This is a genomic window from Morganella psychrotolerans (genome assembly GCF_001676055.1).
Taxonomy (GTDB): domain Bacteria; phylum Pseudomonadota; class Gammaproteobacteria; order Enterobacterales; family Enterobacteriaceae; genus Morganella; species Morganella psychrotolerans_B.
In genome coordinates, this window is record NZ_LZEX01000012.1 from 1 (window position 1) to 18,516 (window position 18,516).

The window sequence follows — 18,516 nt, forward strand, 5'->3', positions numbered from 1 at the left end:
TTTGAGACTAAGACGTTGATAGGCTGGGTGTGTAAGTGCAGCGATGCATTGAGCTAACCAGTACTAATGAACCGAGAGGCTTAACCTGACAACACCGAAGGTGTTTTGAGTTGAGAGACTAAAGAAATCAATTTTTCAGATAACGGGTGATGAGCAGAAATGCGAAGACCGGTTATTAACAGCTTGTTTTGGATAACAGAATTTGCCTGGCGGCACTAGCGCGGTGGTCCCACCTGACCCCATGCCGAACTCAGAAGTGAAACGCCGTAGCGCCGATGGTAGTGTGGGGTCTCCCCATGTGAGAGTAGGGAACCGCCAGGTTATTATTTAAGCCGAGAAGCCACCCGTTGGGTGGCTTTTTTGCGTTTGGGCGAAAAAATAATCCACACTCCGCCTGAATGTTATAAAAACCCCTGAATAAACAACACTATCACTATTTTTCACCCGTCCTGATATTTCCCGGTTATCCTCATCCTGACTTGTTGCAGTAAATCCCGATACTTTTATGAATAAATTTCCGTGAATGAAACAACGGTTTCTGTTTTGTGGCTCTGACGGTAAATTAAATATTCGTGTCAGAAAGCACCACATCCCTGATATCTCCCGGTTATTCTCTTCCTTACCTGATGTATTAAATCCCGATACTATCCATAAATAAAACAACGGTTTCTGTTTGATGTCACTGACAGTAAATTAAATATCTACGGGGTAATGACAGATATAAAAACAGATAACTTATTAATGGATAAGCATAATATTCAGTTATTAATGTCTGGGGGATTGTATTTTAATGCGGATAAATATATGTCTGTCTTTGCATGTTTGAGCGGAGAAGATAAAAAATATGGCACCGAGGTGCCATATTATTATGTAATCATATTACCATTTATAGGTGATCCCGAGCTGGCCACCGACATGACTGTAATCCATATTTCCTTTTTCGCCCTGAATTTCAGCGCGGATTAAAATATTATCATTCATATTTGCCTGTAAACCTAAGCTCATTCCGACCGCCGATTTCGGCATTTTATCTTTAGCGCGATCAGCGCCAAACTGTATTGTCTGGCTGTCTGGGTAGCGCAGATAATTAAGCTCTGTGAATGGACGGAATATCACACCGGATTCAGCTTTGATATCCCCGGCCAGACGCGCACCAATCCGGGTAGTAAACTGTGATTCATCATCCCAGACCACTTTGTCCTTATTTGCGTTACGGGTATAGTCGCTGGTCGAGGATTTAGACCAGATAACCTGAGCTTGCGGCTGCACTGTCCAGCGAACATTTTCTGCTTCATAAATCGGCTGGCTGTAACCGGCTTCGATAGATAATGAGAGATTGCCGGAATTGTATTTATCTTTGTCCTGACCGCTACCGCTGACTTCGTTACGGTTCCATCCCTGAAGTAACCAGGTATCGACGTACGCACCGGCCGTACTTTGCGGTGATTGCTGCCAGGTTGCATACGTTCCTATATTATAACTGTTTACATCACCGTTTCCGTTGCGTGTGGAGACGTTCCCTTTTGCATCCTGTGAGCTTACGGTTATTTTACTGGAAGCCTTCCCGATGAGTGCCATCGCACCTAATGTGATGCGGCTGTTATTGCTGAAGTTGTGGCGGTAAACATCACTGCCTAAATGCAGCACCTGTGTATTTGTTTTACGTTTGTCCCCGAATTCATCTTTAAACGAACTGGTATCTGCAACAATCCGCGCCCAGGCTGCCGGTGAACCATCAGTATCATCGGCATTAATACGGGAGCCTGCTCTGTCCTGCCATTTATGGCGTTGCATGTCCCGTGCTGCCTGTGCGTTGGCAAAGTACATGCTGATCTCCGGCGGACGTATGACTTTCGGCGGGATAATCGGAGGTACAATTTCATCTTTCTTCTTGAGAGAAGTCAGATACCAATTGCTTTCATTTTTACTTATATCGGCACCGCGGGTTAATTTGTATTCATATGCACCCGATACAATAGTACCGTAGCCCTGACGATAGCCATCTGAGCCACCATCGATATGGAAAGCATCTGTTGTGGTTGTTGCTTTCGGACCGCCGAAACCGCTGTTGTCGGCAGCATCAACAATCAGGATCCCATTTTTTGTTAATGCGCCTTCGCCACCGGCTTTACGGAAACGTAGTCCTGTCTGGCCAGTAGCTGATTCATTGACTAATACCTGATCAGATTTTGAATCATCCCCGGCAAAGACTGTCCATAATTCAATCACCCCGTTTTTTGAGGTAAGTGAATCAACTTCCAGCCGGTTAAATGTATCATTAACAGGTTTCAGCATCCTGACCAGACTGTTATCGAGGTGCAGTTCGTTCATAGCGGAAAGTGCCCCGAATGACCAGGTTGTATTATTTGTCAGTGTAATCTTTGAATGACCGCTGCCCGGAAATCCACCTTGTGATTGTATCCGTCCGGATAATTGGCTGTTATCGGCGGTGAAATTTACTTCCACATTCGGGCCTCCGCGCAGCAGCATATTATCGGTGGCAAGGGTTGAATTTTTAATATTGATATTATTCGCGGGAGCATTTTCAGCATTACCGATACTGATGACGTAATCAGTGGCGTTGATGAGGGTATTATCAATATTTAGCGTACCTGATAACATACCAACCGCAGAGGCTTTATCACCAGTCACATCAAACTGGCTATTTTTTAAATTAACGACAGTGTTTGCTTCATATAGCCTGATCCCTTCGCCCCCGGCTGAATTACTGGTTAATTTAACATTATCTGCATTGATTTTTGCGCCACCATCAGCATAAATACCAATCATCCCGGATGGCGAATTATTAAGGAAATCATTAATTCTGACATTATTAAGTTCAGCAAGTGAGCCATCTCCACGAACGGCAACGGCGCTGGAGCTAAACCCTGTCGTTCCGTTGGGTCCGCCTTTTAAATTGATATCGACATCATTCGCTTCTATTATTCCGCCTTTGCGTGCCAGTAAACCAAACCGGCTGCTATTACGGTTAATCACTGAATGATTAAGTTCTACTTTTGCGGATTGTTTAGCGGAATCACCGGTACCGATGGCTTCAACACCCGTTGATGACGAATTAATAGTACTGTCTGAGATTGTCAGTGTTGTATTTTCACCGGATGCTTCGATAGTCGGCTGATCCGTCTTTGTTGTGGTGATATTTAAATTATCAAAATTACCTTGTGCGCCTTTACCTATAACTAAAGCAAGATAGCGGCTGTCGATGGTTATATTTTTTCCGGTAACAGTTGTTTGTTTTGTTTTATCGGCACTGCTGTTTCCGATAATATCAAGACCAATACGACCTTCTGTTCCTCCGGCAGGCGGTGCATCATAACCGTATTCCTTTAAGATATAATCGAAATCTTCGGGGGTATATTTGATAGTGATATCGGAAAGGTCGACCTTACTTTGACCACCGGCAGAATTATCTATTACAATTGCGCTTTCCAGTGCGGAAATATGACTGTTTTTTAGTGTGAGATTTCCGTTATTAACCTGTATGCCATGCTGATTTGAATAAACACCGACACTGTCCGCATTAAAATAAGGGCTGGCTGTACTACTGCCTGAGCCTAATATAACTGAGGCTGTATCACTGTTGTTTGATGCGAATGCGAAAATATTATTATAGTGGATCTTATCTTCCCGGTTACCGTTATCACCCAGATTGATTCCGCCATTGTCACTGATAAATAAACCGTAATTTTCATCAACTGCACTTCGTTCGTCGTTGACGACCCACAGCTCATGGCCGCTGGCAATACCATTTGCTTCAAGTGCCATTCCGCTGAACATATTATTAAATCCATCAAATATGCCAGTGACGCCAGCATGCGTCTGAGTTGATATACCTAATCCAATAATGATAGATGCGGAAAGGAAACTATGTCTTAGAATAAAATTCTTCATACCGGTATTCTCCAATATTTATGGCTGTCCATAAATCCATACAAGAAAGGTGGATAGAATTTAAAAAGCACTAAAGAGACTTCTGGCTACACTTATAATGAGTTAATTATATACCATAAAGTAAATTCACTTAGCTGGATATATAAAGGTTATGTTTATTTTATCTGGAGTATGTTTAAAAATTATGAAACAGAAATAAATATCACATAATGGTTAATTATATTTATTTTATTTCGGATGTTCTGTAATGAGATGATTAAATCAGAGAGTGTTGAGATAAACCGGAGTAGGGGTATACGATAACGGTTACAATAAATAATAAGGGTGAACCGAATAATTATATCCGGTTCACCCGATGTAAGATTTATTCAATCTGAAGCTGCTGAATTCGCCATTCGGTCAGTTCAATCTGACACGCTTTCATGAAATCACCGGCACCACTGCCACCAAGAGCTGCATCATACCGGCGCTGACATTCTGTATCACGGAATGTGGTAAAGGCTGTTTGTGATGAATTCAGTGAATTAATCGCTTTTTTACTTCCTGCTGATTTCAATGATGCTAATTTATCTTTTTCCTGCTTCACCACACTTTTCAACTGAGTGTCTGCAGTATTGAATTTTGCTGTTAAGCAACCGGCAAGTTCTGTCCTCGGGGCATCGCCAATAGACTCATAGCATTGTTCCAGCGGGTTTGTTGTTTTTTCACCGGCTACAGAGGCGGCTGAAAACGTAAAACCTAAGCCGATGAAACCAGAGATAATAACGGTACGAAGGTATTTCATACGGATCCTTAACAAAAATGATGTAAAAAGACATTCTCAGCAGGAGGGTAGCATGTGCAGCGTATTTAAATGTAAATTCTCACCAGAGGCAGATATTTTTTCTGCCCATAAAAAAAAGCTGCCGGAAGGCAGCTTTCAGAGATAATCATTTATTATCAGAAATTATAACGGATACCAACCTGACCATTAATTGGTGAATAAACCGCATCACCGGCAATGTGTTGTACTTCCATATACAGATTGACGTTGTTATACAGTGCATTGAAGCCCAGTCCGAATTTACCTGTGCTGCCGGATAAGTCCATATCGATAGTATTAAAGCGGTTGAATTCTACTTCATTGCCGTTTTCATACTGATGGTTCCATGCCGCTTTCAGGTAAGGGGAGAATTGCAGCCCGTTATTGAAAGCAAAATCTTTACCGACGTTAACCCCTAACTCACTGGTGAATGAACGCTGATTTTTGATTTCGGCATCCATTTCATTGCTCAGGGTGATATTTTTGCTGCCCATGGTGTTATAGGCTAACTGGCCGTATGGTGTGATAAATGCTTTGTTACTGAAGCTGAAGGTATAGCCTGTTTCCAGCGCCATTCCCCAGACAGAGGTGGAGTAATTATCACTGCTCACGTCATAGCCGTTGGTAGATGTGGTATGCAGCTTGTTGTCGAAATGGTTATATTTCAGTAAGCCGTCAGCATACCAGCCATTGGTATTGATATAAGTGGTATAAGCACCGAAAGTATAGCTGTCTAAATCACTGGTGCCGGCCCAATCATTTTTTACATTCCCTTTATCAAAGCCGGTAAAGCCGCCCAGCACCAGTTTGCTGTCGCTGTTTAAGGCTAACTGGTAATCTGCACCGAGTTCCAGCCCTGCATGAGTGAGTTTGTATCGGATCTGATCTTTATCGACCTTGGTATTGCTGCCGACACCCTGCATCCACAGACTATTCTGAATAGCATCATTGGTGCGCAGCATTTGCAGACGGGCACGCATATGATCAACTTCATTATTAAACATCAGTTGTGGTGCGCCGGATAATGCAAGAACTGCACGCGCACTTGGTGTCAGACGATCTGTTGCGGTGAATGACCATGTGGTGTCATTGTGGTTACCCTGACGGGTCTGAATATTATGAATATAAGTACCCGCATCCATCAGATCAAGAATTTTGCCATCAGCATCTTTCATGCCAAAAACAGCATTACTGTTTCCGGCTGAGTTATTTACATAGGCAAAGTCAGCGGACTGAGGGCGCATCAGAACCGCTTCTTTACCGGTATCCCGCTCTATGATGGTGACATAATGCTGACCATACGCATTATCCATATTAATATAATCAGAATTACCATTGAGAATATTGCTGTTCATGGTGAAATCTAAGGTGGTATTGCCATACTGAGTCGGATCATTATTACCGAGAGTATCGATATTCATCTGAGTGTGACCGGCAGGGTTTTTAGCATGTACAAATGCAACACCGCCTTTCCCGTTTAAGGTGCCGACTGTCACAGCATCATGCTCTTTTGTACCTTCAAAGATATCAATGGTACTTTTGCCTTTGGTCTGGCTCAGCACGAGATCTTCCACATATGCACCATTTACTGTTGCCGCGTACAGATCCAGGTTATTTTTACCGTTAAACTGTGTTTTACCGGTTGCTTTGCCGTTAGCCTCAACAATCATATCAATACTGTCATTCAGGGTATTATTTTTAGCTTCACCGCCATTTTCAACGGTTAAATGTGAATTACCTGACAAGGTATTATCTGTCGCGATCCCGCCATTTTTGATGACTTGCTTCACATTGGTCAGAATATTAGTGGTTGCAGTGCCATTGATGATTTGCTTACCCGGTTTAGCGGCATCAGTATTATTAATTGTGTTATTTTCAGCAAAACCATCAACATACTGATTACCATCAGTGATGTCATTTTTGACATCGGCAACGCCTGTTTTTGTCACTGTCTGATCCGTATTGGTCAGTATGTTATTTTTCGCTGTACCACTGATTATCTGCTCACCGCGTTTAGTGGCTCTGTTATTAATTGTGTTATTTTCAGCAAAACCATCAACATATTGATTACCATCAGTGATGTTGTTTTTGATACCGGCAATGCCGGTTTTTGTCACTTTTTGATCCGTATTGGTCAGTGTGTTGGTCATGGCAGTACCACTGATTAACTGAACGCCATGTTTGCCGTCTTTGTTATTAATGGTATTTGTTGTTGCTGTACCGCTGACAAATTGGCTGCCATTGGTGATGTTATTATTAACTGCGGTTCCTTTGACATTCTGATAGCCATTTTTGATGATGTTATCTTCAGCTTTACCGCTAATATCAATGTGCTGATTTGAATCAGTCAGGTTATTGGTCGTTGCTGTACCGCTGATATACTGGTTTGAACCACCGCTTAATGTATTTTTTTCTGCGGTACCGGCAACATATTGGCCGGATTTATTGGTGAATGTATTGCCTTTGGCAACACCGCCGCTGTTTATATGTTGCTCTGCATAATCAAATGTGGAGTCAATCGCCAGTCCGTTGTCACCAATGGTTTGTTTCGCGCGCTGTTTTGTTGCTTCGTTGCCGGCAAATGTCGCATCCAGGGCGATGGCTTTGCGATTTTCTGTTCCATTCAGTATTTGCTCACTTCCGCCGCTGAATCCGGCACTCTGAGAAAGTGACTTTTCGCCAACAATTTGTTTGGCCTGGTTGTTAAACGAATCATTGGTTGAGACCAGGTATTCACCGCGATCAGCCGGGTCTAAACGGGTATCCTGAACGTCAGTTCCCTGAATTGTCAGCGCTGAACCATTTGTGTTGTTTGTTTTTACATCACCGATGTGAGAACCATCAAGATACTGTTTGGATGCATCGTTATACGTTCCGTTTGCTGTGCTGATTGTAGCGACGTCTTTCCGGTTATTTTCATAGTCATGGCGGGTCAGATGTAACGATGATTGAGGATTTGACGGATTCTCGTAGTCTGCACCGCGATATTGGTCGTAAGCATCCGTTCCGGTGATAACGACAACAGAGTCACCGCTGACAGCTAAATTATCAGCCTTGCCATTGATACGGACGCTTGAATCAGTGATTGCCAGGCCTTTTACGTCGACTGATGAGTAAAAATATTTATAGTCGTAATTAACACCTATAGCGATATTATTATTTAAATTATCTTTTCCGTAAGTAATATATTTTCCACTTTCTGTTTCAGATTCTTTTCCGGTGAAAGTGGTTGTGGTCGGGCTGTTTTTTATTGAACCGGTATATTCAACAGTATTATTTCTGTATTCATCACCTCTGAATTCAGTCTGAACAGGTCCTGTTCCGCTATTAATTTTATTACCGACAACAACAATATTTGTTGCTGCCACAGAAGCAGATACAGAAAGAGCACTCACGACCAATACGGTAATTGGTGATAGTTTGAATTTCATATTTTGACCTATATCCGGAATCAAGTTTAAAAGAGAGGGAAGAAAATATAATATTTATTATTATCATGAGATTATGGATTATTTACTACTCTCTAAATAAGTAAGTTCCTATTGTCCACCGGTAATGGTATGAAAGTTTTCCTTTTTTATTTTTAATTTAGGTATTTGCAACTAGACATTATATTTTCATTTAATACAAATATGATGATAGATGCAGGTTTTATTTTTAACTGGAAATGAAAATAATTTACTCATTATTATTTTGTTTTTAAATGAGAGTGGCTTATTTTATTTATATTGGATGGGTGATTTGTTTATTTTTGATATTTAATAGCGATATGGATATGTTTTTTTAATGTTTAATTTTTATGTGTAATTGGATATTAATGTGTAACAAAATAAGTTAATATGAAAATATTATGTTCTCGTAATTGACCGGGTATCCCTGCTAAGTAACTATCCCCGTGCATCAGATTTTTATTTCAGCGATTGGTACAAACTGTAACCGGCCACAGCGCCGGCAACATCATATGCAAAATCTTTTACACTCCAGCCGGTGCCGGCAGGGCGGCTGTCATAAAATTCTTTTGCGGCGCCTAATGCCACAGAGAATCCGATACCGAATTGCGCACTTTGCCGGTGTGACCAATTCTGATGGTCGCCATAAGCATTACCGGCGATGGCAGCTGCCGCGGAAAAGGCAAAATGCTGCGCTTTATCCCGCCCGGTCCAGCTGTCATTTGCAAGATGCATGGTGCAACCGCCTGAGAGTAACAGCACGGCTGTGAGGAGTGTATGGACAGTACGTTTGAGCGGCATGATAAAATCCCTGTAATACCCGCAAAAAAAATCCCGGACAGCGCCGGGATTTGGACGATATTATAAAATTCGGCTGATCAGGCGATCCAACCGGATGCGACGCAGGCGCCGTAACAGTTTTTTGATCTTAACCGGATAGTCACTGATATTGTCGAGATCACGGAAATTGTTGATAACCATGGTGTTAGTGCGGATATTAGTTAGCTCTTCCTGACGCTGAGATTTCAGTTCCTGTTTAGGATCATGAATCAAAATCGCATTTTCCAGATCTAATCCCCAGGCTCTCGGGTTCAGGTTGTTTCCGGTTATCAGTTGCCAGTTATTATCCACCCACATTCCTTTCAGGTGATAAGTATTATCGCTGTCTTTCCACAGGCGGACAGTCAGCTGCTGACTGTCAACAAACCGTTGTAACCGCTGCATAAAGCGGCGCAGATTTATTTCATACAGGTAAGGCAGCCCGCCGATAATTTTAAACGGCTCTTCCGGCGGGATATAGAAATCGTTTGCCGTTTTATCACCGATAATAATTTCGACCTGTTTCCCGTCGCGCAACAGGCGGCTGATAATACGTACCAGCGTTGACGGCAGATTAAAATAAGGTGTGCAGATAACCAATTTTTCCTGTGTCGCACACATCAGATGTTCAATGGTGTTATTGAGCATATTTTTCTTGCCCAGACCAATCAGCGGTGTGACAGCAAGTTGTTCCGCACCGGCAGCAGGAGCGGTCAGCCGGTATGCGGCATGGCGCAGTCCCAGACGGAATTCACGGATCTGATTTTTAATTTCCGGTGTCCGCACACGGGTTTCAGTATCCAGCTTTTGTACTGCTGCGTCAGGGAGCAGTGTTTCATCTATAAACTGCTTCATGGTCGCCGCCAGCGCCGGGTTGCGCAGGAAGTGATAGCGGTCATAGCGGTACTTATCATGACGGTACAGATAAACGTCATTAACACTGGCACCGCTGTAAATCACGGTGTCATCAATAATAAAGCCTTTCAGATGCAGTACACCCAGGGCTTCGCGGGTATTAACCGGAACACCAAAAATCGGGACCGGGAGGTCAGGGTGTGTTTTTGCCAGTGAGTGATACCAGTCGGCATTAGTGGCATTTGCAGCCGCACCAATACGCCCGCGCTGTGCGCGGTGCCAGTCAACAAACACCTTAATATCTAAGTCCGGATTAGCCTGTTTGGCGGCATAAAGTGCATCAAGAAAATCCCGGCCCGCATCATCATGTTCGACGTATAACGCAGGGATATAGATGGATTTCTTTGCACCGGCGATTTCTTTTAACAGACGCCCTCTGAAGTCGCTTGTGTGAAACAGGGTTTCAACATCAGCCACTGACTGTGGCAACTTCGGCAGTAGAGCAAGGTGCTGTTGGTGTTTCGCGGATTTGAATTTTGACAACATCACAGTGCGAATAATCTCTTTAGTTATAGGCGGCGGTTACTAAATACTCTGCGCCGTGCCGGTAATGAAAAGATGAAAGATCAGAAGATTATAACATCAGTTTGTCTGATTGTGCGCAGCAATTCACTTTCCGCTTAAGTGATACCTAAGTCTGTGCCGCACATCACGTTGTCCGGCTTTATACCCTTATTCATTCAAACTGCAGGTGCGTTGGCTACGCTCAGCTAACCGGGTCACATACTGATGTATGCTCCCCGTTTACCTTCTCTTGCCGCCTGCCTGCATCTTGAATGACGTTGGGTATATACGCTTATCCATGAAAACTTTAGGTTTGTTGGCGCAGAGAAGCCTGCATCCTGAATGATGTCGGGTATATATTTCAGGTATTTTCGGATGTCAGATGCAGGGTCAGGTTAACTATTCCGTCTTCAAACTGCGTTTCCACAGTAAATCCCAGTTTTTTTGCCAGTTGGATCATGTTCCGGTTTTCCGGCATGGTGATGGCGGTCAGGCGGAGGATCCCGCGTGCTTTTGTGTAGCGGAGCAGTTTACGCATCAACTGATATCCCAGCGTATTCCCTTTCAGATCAGAGCGCACCAGAACAGCAAATTCCGCTTCCCTGTTATCCGGGTCAGACATCGCGCGGGTGACACCAATAATATCGCCGCCGGTATTGATGGCGACAAATGCCATCTCGCGGTCATAATCGATCTGGGTCATTTTAGCGAGATCATCATGTGTGAACTCACTGATTTCACTGAAATAACGATAATAAAGATCTTCTTTGGTCACCCGGTCAATAAAGGCTTTCAGCAGAGGTTCATCTTCCGGCAGAATAGGGCGGACGAGTACCGCAGCACCATCTTTTAATTTAAGTGTCTCTTCCAGCGGGGCCGGATAGGGGCGGATAGCCAGACGCTGCTCACCATCACCGGCAAAGGGTGCTAAGGTCATGGTGGCGTCCAGAATGGTAAATTCCGGACCGGATGCCAGTAACGGATGAAGATCCAGCGCTGTTATCTGCGGGCAATCAATAATCAGATTGGAAACCTGAACCAGAACGCGGCTCAGCCCTGTGATATCCAACGGGCTGAGTGAACTTCCGCCTGCCAGTTTGCGGGTTTTGATTGCCTGAATAACCAGATAGCGCGCCAGTGCCATATTCAGCGGCGGCAGTGCGGCGGCGGCAGGAGATTCATCACTCCACTCCCGGCTGGCATCACCCAACATGATCACCGGACCGAATACGGCATCCTGTACAACGGCGACCCGTAACTCTTGTGCGCCGGCACGGTTTGCCATGGATTGCACAATCAGCCCGCCTATCTGTGCATCAGGGAAATTTTGCGTGACACGGTTAATGATCGCGGCAGCTGAAACGGCAACTTCCTGTTTATCGCGCAGGTAGAGCATCACGCCCTGAATTTCGGATTTATGCGCAATATCCGGCGAGCGCAGTTTCAGCGCAACAGGGTAACCGAGAGTATCGGCAACGGTAACGGCATCTTCCGGTGAACGGGCAATCCGGGTCGGCAGAATATTCAGTCCGCAGGCTTTCAGCAGCGGCTCCACCTCATAAGTGTCCAGTACCGTTTTCTGCTGGCGCAGGGCGTTATCAATACAGAGGTGTATCTGTTGCCGGTTGGTCATCAGCCCTTCTGAGAGCGCCGGGGTTTCTGTTAACTGTTTCTGGTTGCGGCGGAACTCCACCATGTGCATAAAGGCGGTTACCGCACCTTCCGGCGTCCGGTAGGTCGGGATCCCGGCCTCACTGAACAGACGGCGGGCATCTTGTGAGGAAAATTCGCCGCACCAGTTAGTGAAGATTGTCAGCCAGCGGCTGCGCGGGTGCTCACGGATAGCACTGATAATCCGTGCTGCCGTCTCCTGACCCGGCGCGGTTGCCGCCGGAGAGTGGATGATCAGCAGAGCATCATGATCATGACTGTCAAGCAGGGCGTTAAGCGAGGAGATGTAGCGATCAACCGTGGCATCATCACGCAGATCCAACGGATTGTTTATCACGAAATCATCAGGCAGCACAGCAGTCAGCGCGCTACGGGTTTCATCACTGAGTTCGGCAATTTTCCCCTGACGGCGGAATAACTCATCAAGCGCCATGGCTGCAGGGGCGGCGCCGTTACTTATCATTGCCAGGCGTTCGCCGCGCAGCGGCTTCATAAAGGTGAGTGTTTCCACGGCTGAAAACATCTCGTGGGTATCCTGCACCCGCAGCAGACCTGCGCGCTGAATAGCGGCATCATAAGCAATATCGAGGCTCGGGATTTCACCTGTCAGCAACTGCGCGCGTTGTGTCCGTCCGCTTTTAACCACCAGTATCGGCTTATTGCGCGATGCACTGCGGGCGGCAGACATAAAGCGCCGGGCATCATGAATGTGTTCAAGATAAAGCAGGATAGCGCTGGTTTTGCTGTCACGGGCCAGAAAATCAAGGATATCGTCGATATCGATGTCTGCACTGCTCCCGAGTGCAATAAAGTAAGAAAAGCCGATAGCCCGCTGCTGTGCCCAGTCCAGAATAGTGTTTGATACAGCGGCAGATTGTGAGATAAAAGCCAGCTTTCCTTTCAGCACCGGAACGGGTGAAAAACTGGCATTCAGTCCCTGCCATGGCGCGAGGACACCGAGGCTGTTCGGCCCTAACAGGCGGATATTATAATGCTGACAGGTCTGTTTCAGTTCTTCTGTCTGTGCGGCAGGAGCGGAGAGAATTATCACGGTACTGCACCCCAGTGCGCCTAAATCATGGAGCAGGGCAATATTGCGTTTGGGATGAGTACAGATAACCGCCAGATCCGGCACCAGAGGCAAATCAGACACACAGGCATACGCAAGTACGCCCTGAACCGATCCGCGGGATGGTGTAACCGGCATGATCGGGCCGGCAAAACCACCTTTCAGCAGGTTACTCATCATCCTGGAACCGGCGCGGTGAGGTTTTTCAGACGCGCCGATAACGGCAATTGATTCAGGCCGGAGTAATGCTTCAAGGCCGCGCTGGCTCATGGTATTTCCCTCAGTCAGGTTCCCGTGAGCTTTAATTTAGCCTAAAAAATCTTCCTGTGCTGCAATTTGTGCCACCGGAAGATGTGACTTGCCCTTCAAATACTGATAACGGAAGTAGATAAAGTGATCCAGCAGCTGTTTTCCGGCAGCACTATCGCCCGCCATCATTAATGCGGCTGCCGCCACTTCGGCAGTACAGTGCTGATCTTCCCGCGCTGCGACCCGCAGCAGATAATCTTTTTGCGCAATGTCATTGATCGACAACAGCGGGATATCATTAAGATACGGACTTTTGCGGAACATTTTGCGCGCCTCGGGCCAGGTGCCATCGAGCAGAATAAACAGCGGCGGTCTGGTATTTTCCGGCACACCGGTGAATACCTTGCGCGGTGGTGTGGCATACGCCTGCGGGAAAATCAGGTACGGCTGGCGGGACGGGTCACGCAGAAGTGTCAGCAGCGCCTCATCAGGCTCGGTTCGTGACCACATAAAGGCCTGAGTATCGGGCAATATATCGGCAATAAGTTTTCCGGTATTGCTGGGTTTGAGCGGCTCGGTATCATACATCAGCAGACAGAACTGACTGCGTGCCGGCTGTATTTTTATACTGTCACACAAACAGTTTTTTTCCGGTAACAGGCAATCATTACAACGTGTTACACGACATCCCCGGGCGCGGAACGGGCGGGTGGATTGCATCAGGCGGCGCTGACGTAACTGGTGAACTGAATTGGTCTTCATCTTTATCGGCTGGTCTTCACAAAAAACAGTATGCATTGTACTGTTATCGCTGCACAATAGCATGATTTTTCGCGGAGGTGCCTGAGTTCAGCGCCTCCGGCGGGGGCGGCCGGTTATGATAACTGGTAAGTCCGGCTGACATCGGGTAATCTTCGCCCCCGGAATGGCGTGGGAGAGAGCACATGAACGATTCTTATAGTGGTAAAAACGGCAAAGTTAAAGTGATGTATGTCCGCAGTGAGGACAAACCGGATAATCAGAAAAAATCTGACGGGCGTGGCGGCAGAGGATCTGACCGCGGCGATCGTAATAACCGGGGTCAGCGTAATGATCGCAATGACCGTAATGATCGCGGCGACCGCAATGATCGTGGTGATCGCAGAGGGCAGAGCGCCTATTCTGAAGATGAACGCTCACCGTGGAAAACGGTTTCCCGTCAGCCTAAAGAGGGTGAAGAGGGACTGGTTCCGGATCACGGCGGCATCAGTGGTAAAAGCCAGATAGACCCGGCTCAGCTGCGTCGCCAGCGTCAGGAAGAGACCCGTATCTACGGTGAAAATGCCTGCCAGGCGATGTTCCGCAGCCGTCCTGAGCGCATTGTCCGTGCCTGGTTTGAGCAATCTGTTACACCGCGTTTCCGCGATGCACTGATATGGATGGCGGCAAACCGTAAAGCCTATCATGTGGTAGAAGAAGATGAACTGGCGAAAGCATCCGGCACTGAACACCATGGCGGTGTTTGCTTCCTGATTAAAAAACGTGGCGGTGTGAGTGCAGAAACCTATCTGCAAACCGCGGGTGAACAGGATTGCGTTCTGGCGCTGGAAAATGTCGCTAACCCGCATAATCTCGGCGGGATCATGCGCAGCTGTGCGCATTTCGGTGTTAATGGTGTGATTTTACAGGATCCTTCACTGCTGGAGTCCGGTGCGGCTGTCCGTACTGCTGAAGGCGGTGCTGAGCATCTGGTCGGGATTGATGCGGATGGTTTAACCGGCACACTGGACACGTTCCGCAAGCACGGATACGCCATCATTACCACTTCCAGTCATAAAGGCAGCACGGATCTGGCGAAAGCCGACCTGCCTGCAAAAATGGTACTGGTTCTGGGTGAAGAGAGTGACGGTCTGAGTGATTCAGTCTGGGAAGGCGGCGATATGCGCCTGTCTGTCGGCGGCACAGGCAATGTGGAAAGCCTGAACGTCTCTGTTGCGACCGGTATTATTCTGGCGCGCTGGTGGCAGCAAAATAAAGTCCGTTAATGTCATATACCCAACGTCATTCAAGATGCAGGAAGGCGGCAATCGGAGTGCGGCCAACGAACCTGCGGTTTGAATGAATAAGGGTATATTACGGATTATCAGCCCGGTCACTATGGCCGGGTTTTTTATGCACAATAAAAAAGGCACCGAAGTGCCTTATTTATAAAGTGTAATTAAACCAGATGTTATTAATGCGCACCGCCACCGCCGCCACCGGCGGTGAAAGGCGGCCTGGCGAACCAGACCAGCAGCATCAGTACCAGGAATACTCCGGCGGATAACCAAAAGATTTCATTAGCCGATATGATCAGCCCCTGGTCGGTGATGACTTTTGCGATATACGCCGACGATTGCTGTTGCGTCATCCCCATTTCACCCAGTGTGTGATACATCTGCTGTGAATCAGGGTTAAACGGGTTGATATGCTCTGCAAAATTGGCGTGATGCATGGATTCCCGCTGAGTCCACATAGTGGTGGTTATCGAGGTTCCGATAGCACCGGCCAGTGTTCTCAGGAAGTTTGACAGGCTGGATGCGGACGCCATTTTTTCCGGCGGCAGCCCGGAAAGTGTGATGGTGGTCAGCGGCATAAAGAAACAGGCAATCGCCAGCCCCTGGAAAAATTGCGGCCAGGCCGCAGCAGCAAAATCCATCCCCGGCTCAAATGTATAAGCCCGCCAGTAGAAGCAGACGGTATACATAATAAAGCTGAATGTCACAATGATCCGGTAATCAATTTTATGGGCATATTTACCGATAATCGGGGTTATCAGCAACGGCAGGATCCCGATTGGCGCCGAAGCCAGCCCGGCCTGGGTCGCGGTATAACCGAATACGCCCTGCAATAGTTGCGGTAACAGGACAATTGTCCCGAAATAGAGCATGTATGCAAGGCTCAGACTGAGGCAGCCGATGGTAAAATTCCGGCTCTTAAACAGTGACAGATCCACGACCGGGTGGTCATCGGTCAGCTCCCAGACAATCAGGAAGGTGATGGCGATAACGGCAATAACGGTCAGGACGATAATCTCTGTGGAGTTAAACCAATCCAGCTCCTTGCCCTGGTCGAGCATAATCTGCAGGCAGCCGATACCGAGAACCAGCAAAATCAGTCCGACGGTATCAATCGGACGGATCTCTGTTTTTGTTTCCCGTCCTTTGAGTGTTTTTGACGTCAGCATCATTATCACAATACCAAAGGGCACGTTGATAAAGAAAATCCAGCCCCAGTGATAGTTGTCACTGATATAGCCACCGAGAATAGGTCCGCAGATAGGCGCGACCACAATGGTCATTGACCAGAGAGCCAGCGCCATCGTGCGTTTTGCCGGGGGATAGTTATTCAGCAGCAGACTTTGCGACAGCGGGATCAGCGGACCGGCCACCAGCCCCTGGATCACGCGGAAAAAAATCAGCATCCCTAAGCTGTTGGAGATCCCGCACAGCCAGGATGAAATGGCAAACAGGGCAGTCGACCACATAAACAGCCGCACTTCCCCGAACCGTTTTGCCAGCCAGCCGGTGACAGGAATGGAAATGGCGTTTGCTACACCAAAAGAGGTAATCACCCAGGTGCCCTGTGAGTTTGATGAACCCAGGTTGCCGGCAATGGTCGGGATCGCCACATTGGCAATGGTGGAGTCGAGTACCTGCATAAAGGTTGCCAGCGACAGGGCAATCGTCATCCAGGCCAGTTTTGCTCCGCTCAGTGGCAGTTGCATAGCCCTGACTCCTTACTGACCGGCATTGTGTTTAATAATGTCAGCGATCATCTGATCCGCAGGCTGCATATCAATGCTCAGTGCATTGGTATGATACGCCGGTGTTGTGCGTACATTTTTCGACAGTACCGGGCCTTGCGTATTTTGTGTGTCGACCGTCACTTCACCGGAAAGTCCGATACGCAGCGGATATTGCTCCAGTTCTGCCGGGTCCAGTGAAATACGGACCGGCAGACGCTGAACCACTTTTATCCAGTTACCGCTGGCATTTTGTGCGGGGAGCAGTGAAAAGGCGCTGCCGGTTCCCATATCCAGCCCGGTGACGGTGCCGTGAAAGACAACATCGTCACCATAGAAATCGGTTATTACTTTTACCGGTTGCCCGATACGCATGGCACTGAGCTGTGTTTCTTTAAAGTTGGCATCAATCCACATTCCTTTTGCCGGAACAACAGCCATCAGCGGGGTGGACGGGCTGATTTGCGCACCGACCTGCACACTGCGGCGGGAAACATAGCCATCTACCGGGCTGCGGATATCGGTTCGCGCCAGTGCCAGCCAGGCATTGCGTACTTCTGTGGCTGCCTGTTTTACCGCCGGTTGTTCATTCAGCGGTGTGTCCAGAATAAAGGCTTTGTTGGCATTAAACAGTTCAGTGGCGACATCCAGCTGTGCTTTGGCGCTGACGACGGATTCACGGGCGTGTTGCAGCTCTTCCTTGCCTATTACATTCTGCGCACCGAGGACTTCACGGCGCTTCAGATCGTTTTGTAAGCGGGAAAGTTCTGAGCGGCGAACATCAATCCCGGCCTGCAGCTGACGGCTGTTAACCATCTGCTGGCGGGTTTGACGGACACTGTTTGCCAGGCCGATTTGTGCTTTATCCAGCGCCAGTTCTGCATCCCGCTTATCCAGCTGAACCAGAAGGGAGCCTGCGGTGACATAGTCTGTATTATCGGCGCTCACGGTGGTGACGCTGCCGGAAACCTGAGACATAACAATCACCTGATTACCGGTGATATACGCATTATCGGTAGATTCGTGATGACGGAGTACGGTAAACCAATATGCGGTATACGCCGCACCAAGCAGGACAAAGAGTAACGTCAGTAACATCAGGGTATTACGGCGTTGTCGTTTTTTGTTACGGACCAGGGGTTGTGTAGCCTGAGTTTCCTCACTGACACTCATCAGTTTTCTCCGGATATGTTTCTTTTTTTAAGGTGTTTTTTACGGCATTTCAGGTAACTGATCCGGTAATTGAGCCGGTAACAGGAACAGGCTTGCGGTTGTCGTAACTGTTGTATACGACAACCGCAAGCCCTGATGGCGGTACATCAATTGATGTCAGAAATGTCAGCCTGTGAAGAATAAAGGATCC

Annotated in this window: 10 protein-coding genes and 2 rRNA genes; 3 read left to right on the plus strand and 9 right to left on the minus strand. The window is 47.2% G+C overall.

Translation table 11 applies throughout. The features are described 5' to 3' along the window. Together AYY17_RS08500 and rrf are read left to right on the plus strand one after the other, a co-directional pair. Positions 1–88, plus strand: a 23S ribosomal RNA gene (locus AYY17_RS08500); the annotation flags it as partial. Between the two features lie 117 nt (positions 89–205). Continuing rightward, positions 206–321, plus strand: a 5S ribosomal RNA gene (gene rrf / locus AYY17_RS08505). Positions 322–879: 558 nt separating this feature from the next. Here the strand turns inward: rrf and AYY17_RS08510 are convergent. The 7 genes from AYY17_RS08510 to AYY17_RS08540 form a co-directional block, all read right to left on the minus strand. After that, positions 880–3,798: an autotransporter family protein gene (locus AYY17_RS08510; protein WP_067422960.1), complete on the minus strand. Its 2,919-nt coding sequence runs from the start codon at positions 3,796–3,798 to the stop codon at positions 880–882. Positions 3,799–4,276: 478 nt separating this feature from the next. Further along, positions 4,277–4,696, minus strand: coding sequence for a lysozyme inhibitor LprI family protein (gene umoC, locus AYY17_RS08515; protein WP_067422961.1), 420 nt, complete (start codon positions 4,694–4,696; stop codon positions 4,277–4,279). A 155-nt stretch (positions 4,697–4,851) separates the two neighbouring features. Next, the gene (locus tag AYY17_RS08520) at positions 4,852–8,145 is read right to left on the minus strand and encodes an autotransporter outer membrane beta-barrel domain-containing protein (RefSeq protein WP_067422963.1); all 3,294 of its coding nucleotides are present in this window, start codon (positions 8,143–8,145) and stop codon (positions 4,852–4,854) included. A gap of 477 nt (positions 8,146–8,622) precedes the next feature. Then, entirely contained in the window at positions 8,623–8,964 is a 342-nt protein-coding gene (locus tag AYY17_RS08525) for a YfiM family lipoprotein (RefSeq protein WP_067422965.1), read from the minus strand. A 60-nt stretch (positions 8,965–9,024) separates the two neighbouring features. Beyond that, a complete protein-coding gene (gene pssA / locus AYY17_RS08530) occupies positions 9,025–10,383 on the minus strand; it encodes a CDP-diacylglycerol--serine O-phosphatidyltransferase (protein WP_067422967.1) in 1,359 nt (452 codons plus the stop codon). A 379-nt stretch (positions 10,384–10,762) separates the two neighbouring features. Beyond that, entirely contained in the window at positions 10,763–13,411 is a 2,649-nt protein-coding gene (locus AYY17_RS08535) for a bifunctional acetate--CoA ligase family protein/GNAT family N-acetyltransferase (RefSeq protein WP_067422968.1), read from the minus strand. A 36-nt stretch (positions 13,412–13,447) separates the two neighbouring features. After that, the gene (locus AYY17_RS08540) at positions 13,448–14,152 is read right to left on the minus strand and encodes a tRNA-uridine aminocarboxypropyltransferase (protein ID WP_067422969.1); all 705 of its coding nucleotides are present in this window, start codon (positions 14,150–14,152) and stop codon (positions 13,448–13,450) included. Between the two features lie 182 nt (positions 14,153–14,334). Between AYY17_RS08540 and AYY17_RS08545 the strand changes: the two genes are divergently transcribed. Further along, on the plus strand, positions 14,335–15,414 hold the full coding sequence (locus AYY17_RS08545; protein WP_067400113.1) for a tRNA/rRNA methyltransferase: 1,080 nt from the start codon (positions 14,335–14,337) through the stop codon (positions 15,412–15,414). Positions 15,415–15,602: 188 nt separating this feature from the next. Here the strand turns inward: AYY17_RS08545 and emrB are convergent, their stop codons facing one another. Continuing rightward, positions 15,603–17,135, minus strand: coding sequence for a multidrug efflux MFS transporter permease subunit EmrB (gene emrB / locus AYY17_RS08550; protein ID WP_067422971.1), 1,533 nt, complete (start codon positions 17,133–17,135; stop codon positions 15,603–15,605). 12 nt (positions 17,136–17,147) lie between these two features. Next, the gene (gene emrA / locus AYY17_RS08555; protein ID WP_067422972.1) at positions 17,148–18,326 is read right to left on the minus strand and encodes a multidrug efflux MFS transporter periplasmic adaptor subunit EmrA; all 1,179 of its coding nucleotides are present in this window, start codon (positions 18,324–18,326) and stop codon (positions 17,148–17,150) included. Between the last annotated feature and the right edge of the window lie 190 nt (positions 18,327–18,516).

Coding starts and splice junctions, on each gene's coding strand:
- AYY17_RS08510 (WP_067422960.1), bottom strand. CDS start 3,798: ATGTTCAGCGGAATGGCACTTGAAGCAAATGGTATTGCCAGCGGCCAT.
- umoC (WP_067422961.1), bottom strand. CDS start 4,696: ATGAAATACCTTCGTACCGTTATTATCTCTGGTTTCATCGGCTTAGGT.
- AYY17_RS08520 (WP_067422963.1), bottom strand. CDS start 8,145: ATGAAATTCAAACTATCACCAATTACCGTATTGGTCGTGAGTGCTCTT.
- AYY17_RS08525 (WP_067422965.1), bottom strand. CDS start 8,964: ATGCCGCTCAAACGTACTGTCCATACACTCCTCACAGCCGTGCTGTTA.
- pssA (WP_067422967.1), bottom strand. CDS start 10,383: ATGTTGTCAAAATTCAAATCCGCGAAACACCAACAGCACCTTGCTCTA.
- AYY17_RS08535 (WP_067422968.1), bottom strand. CDS start 13,411: ATGAGCCAGCGCGGCCTTGAAGCATTACTCCGGCCTGAATCAATTGCC.
- AYY17_RS08540 (WP_067422969.1), bottom strand. CDS start 14,152: ATGAAGACCAATTCAGTTCACCAGTTACGTCAGCGCCGCCTGATGCAA.
- AYY17_RS08545 (WP_067400113.1), top strand. CDS start 14,335: ATGAACGATTCTTATAGTGGTAAAAACGGCAAAGTTAAAGTGATGTAT.
- emrB (WP_067422971.1), bottom strand. CDS start 17,135: ATGCAACTGCCACTGAGCGGAGCAAAACTGGCCTGGATGACGATTGCC.
- emrA (WP_067422972.1), bottom strand. CDS start 18,326: ATGAGTGTCAGTGAGGAAACTCAGGCTACACAACCCCTGGTCCGTAAC.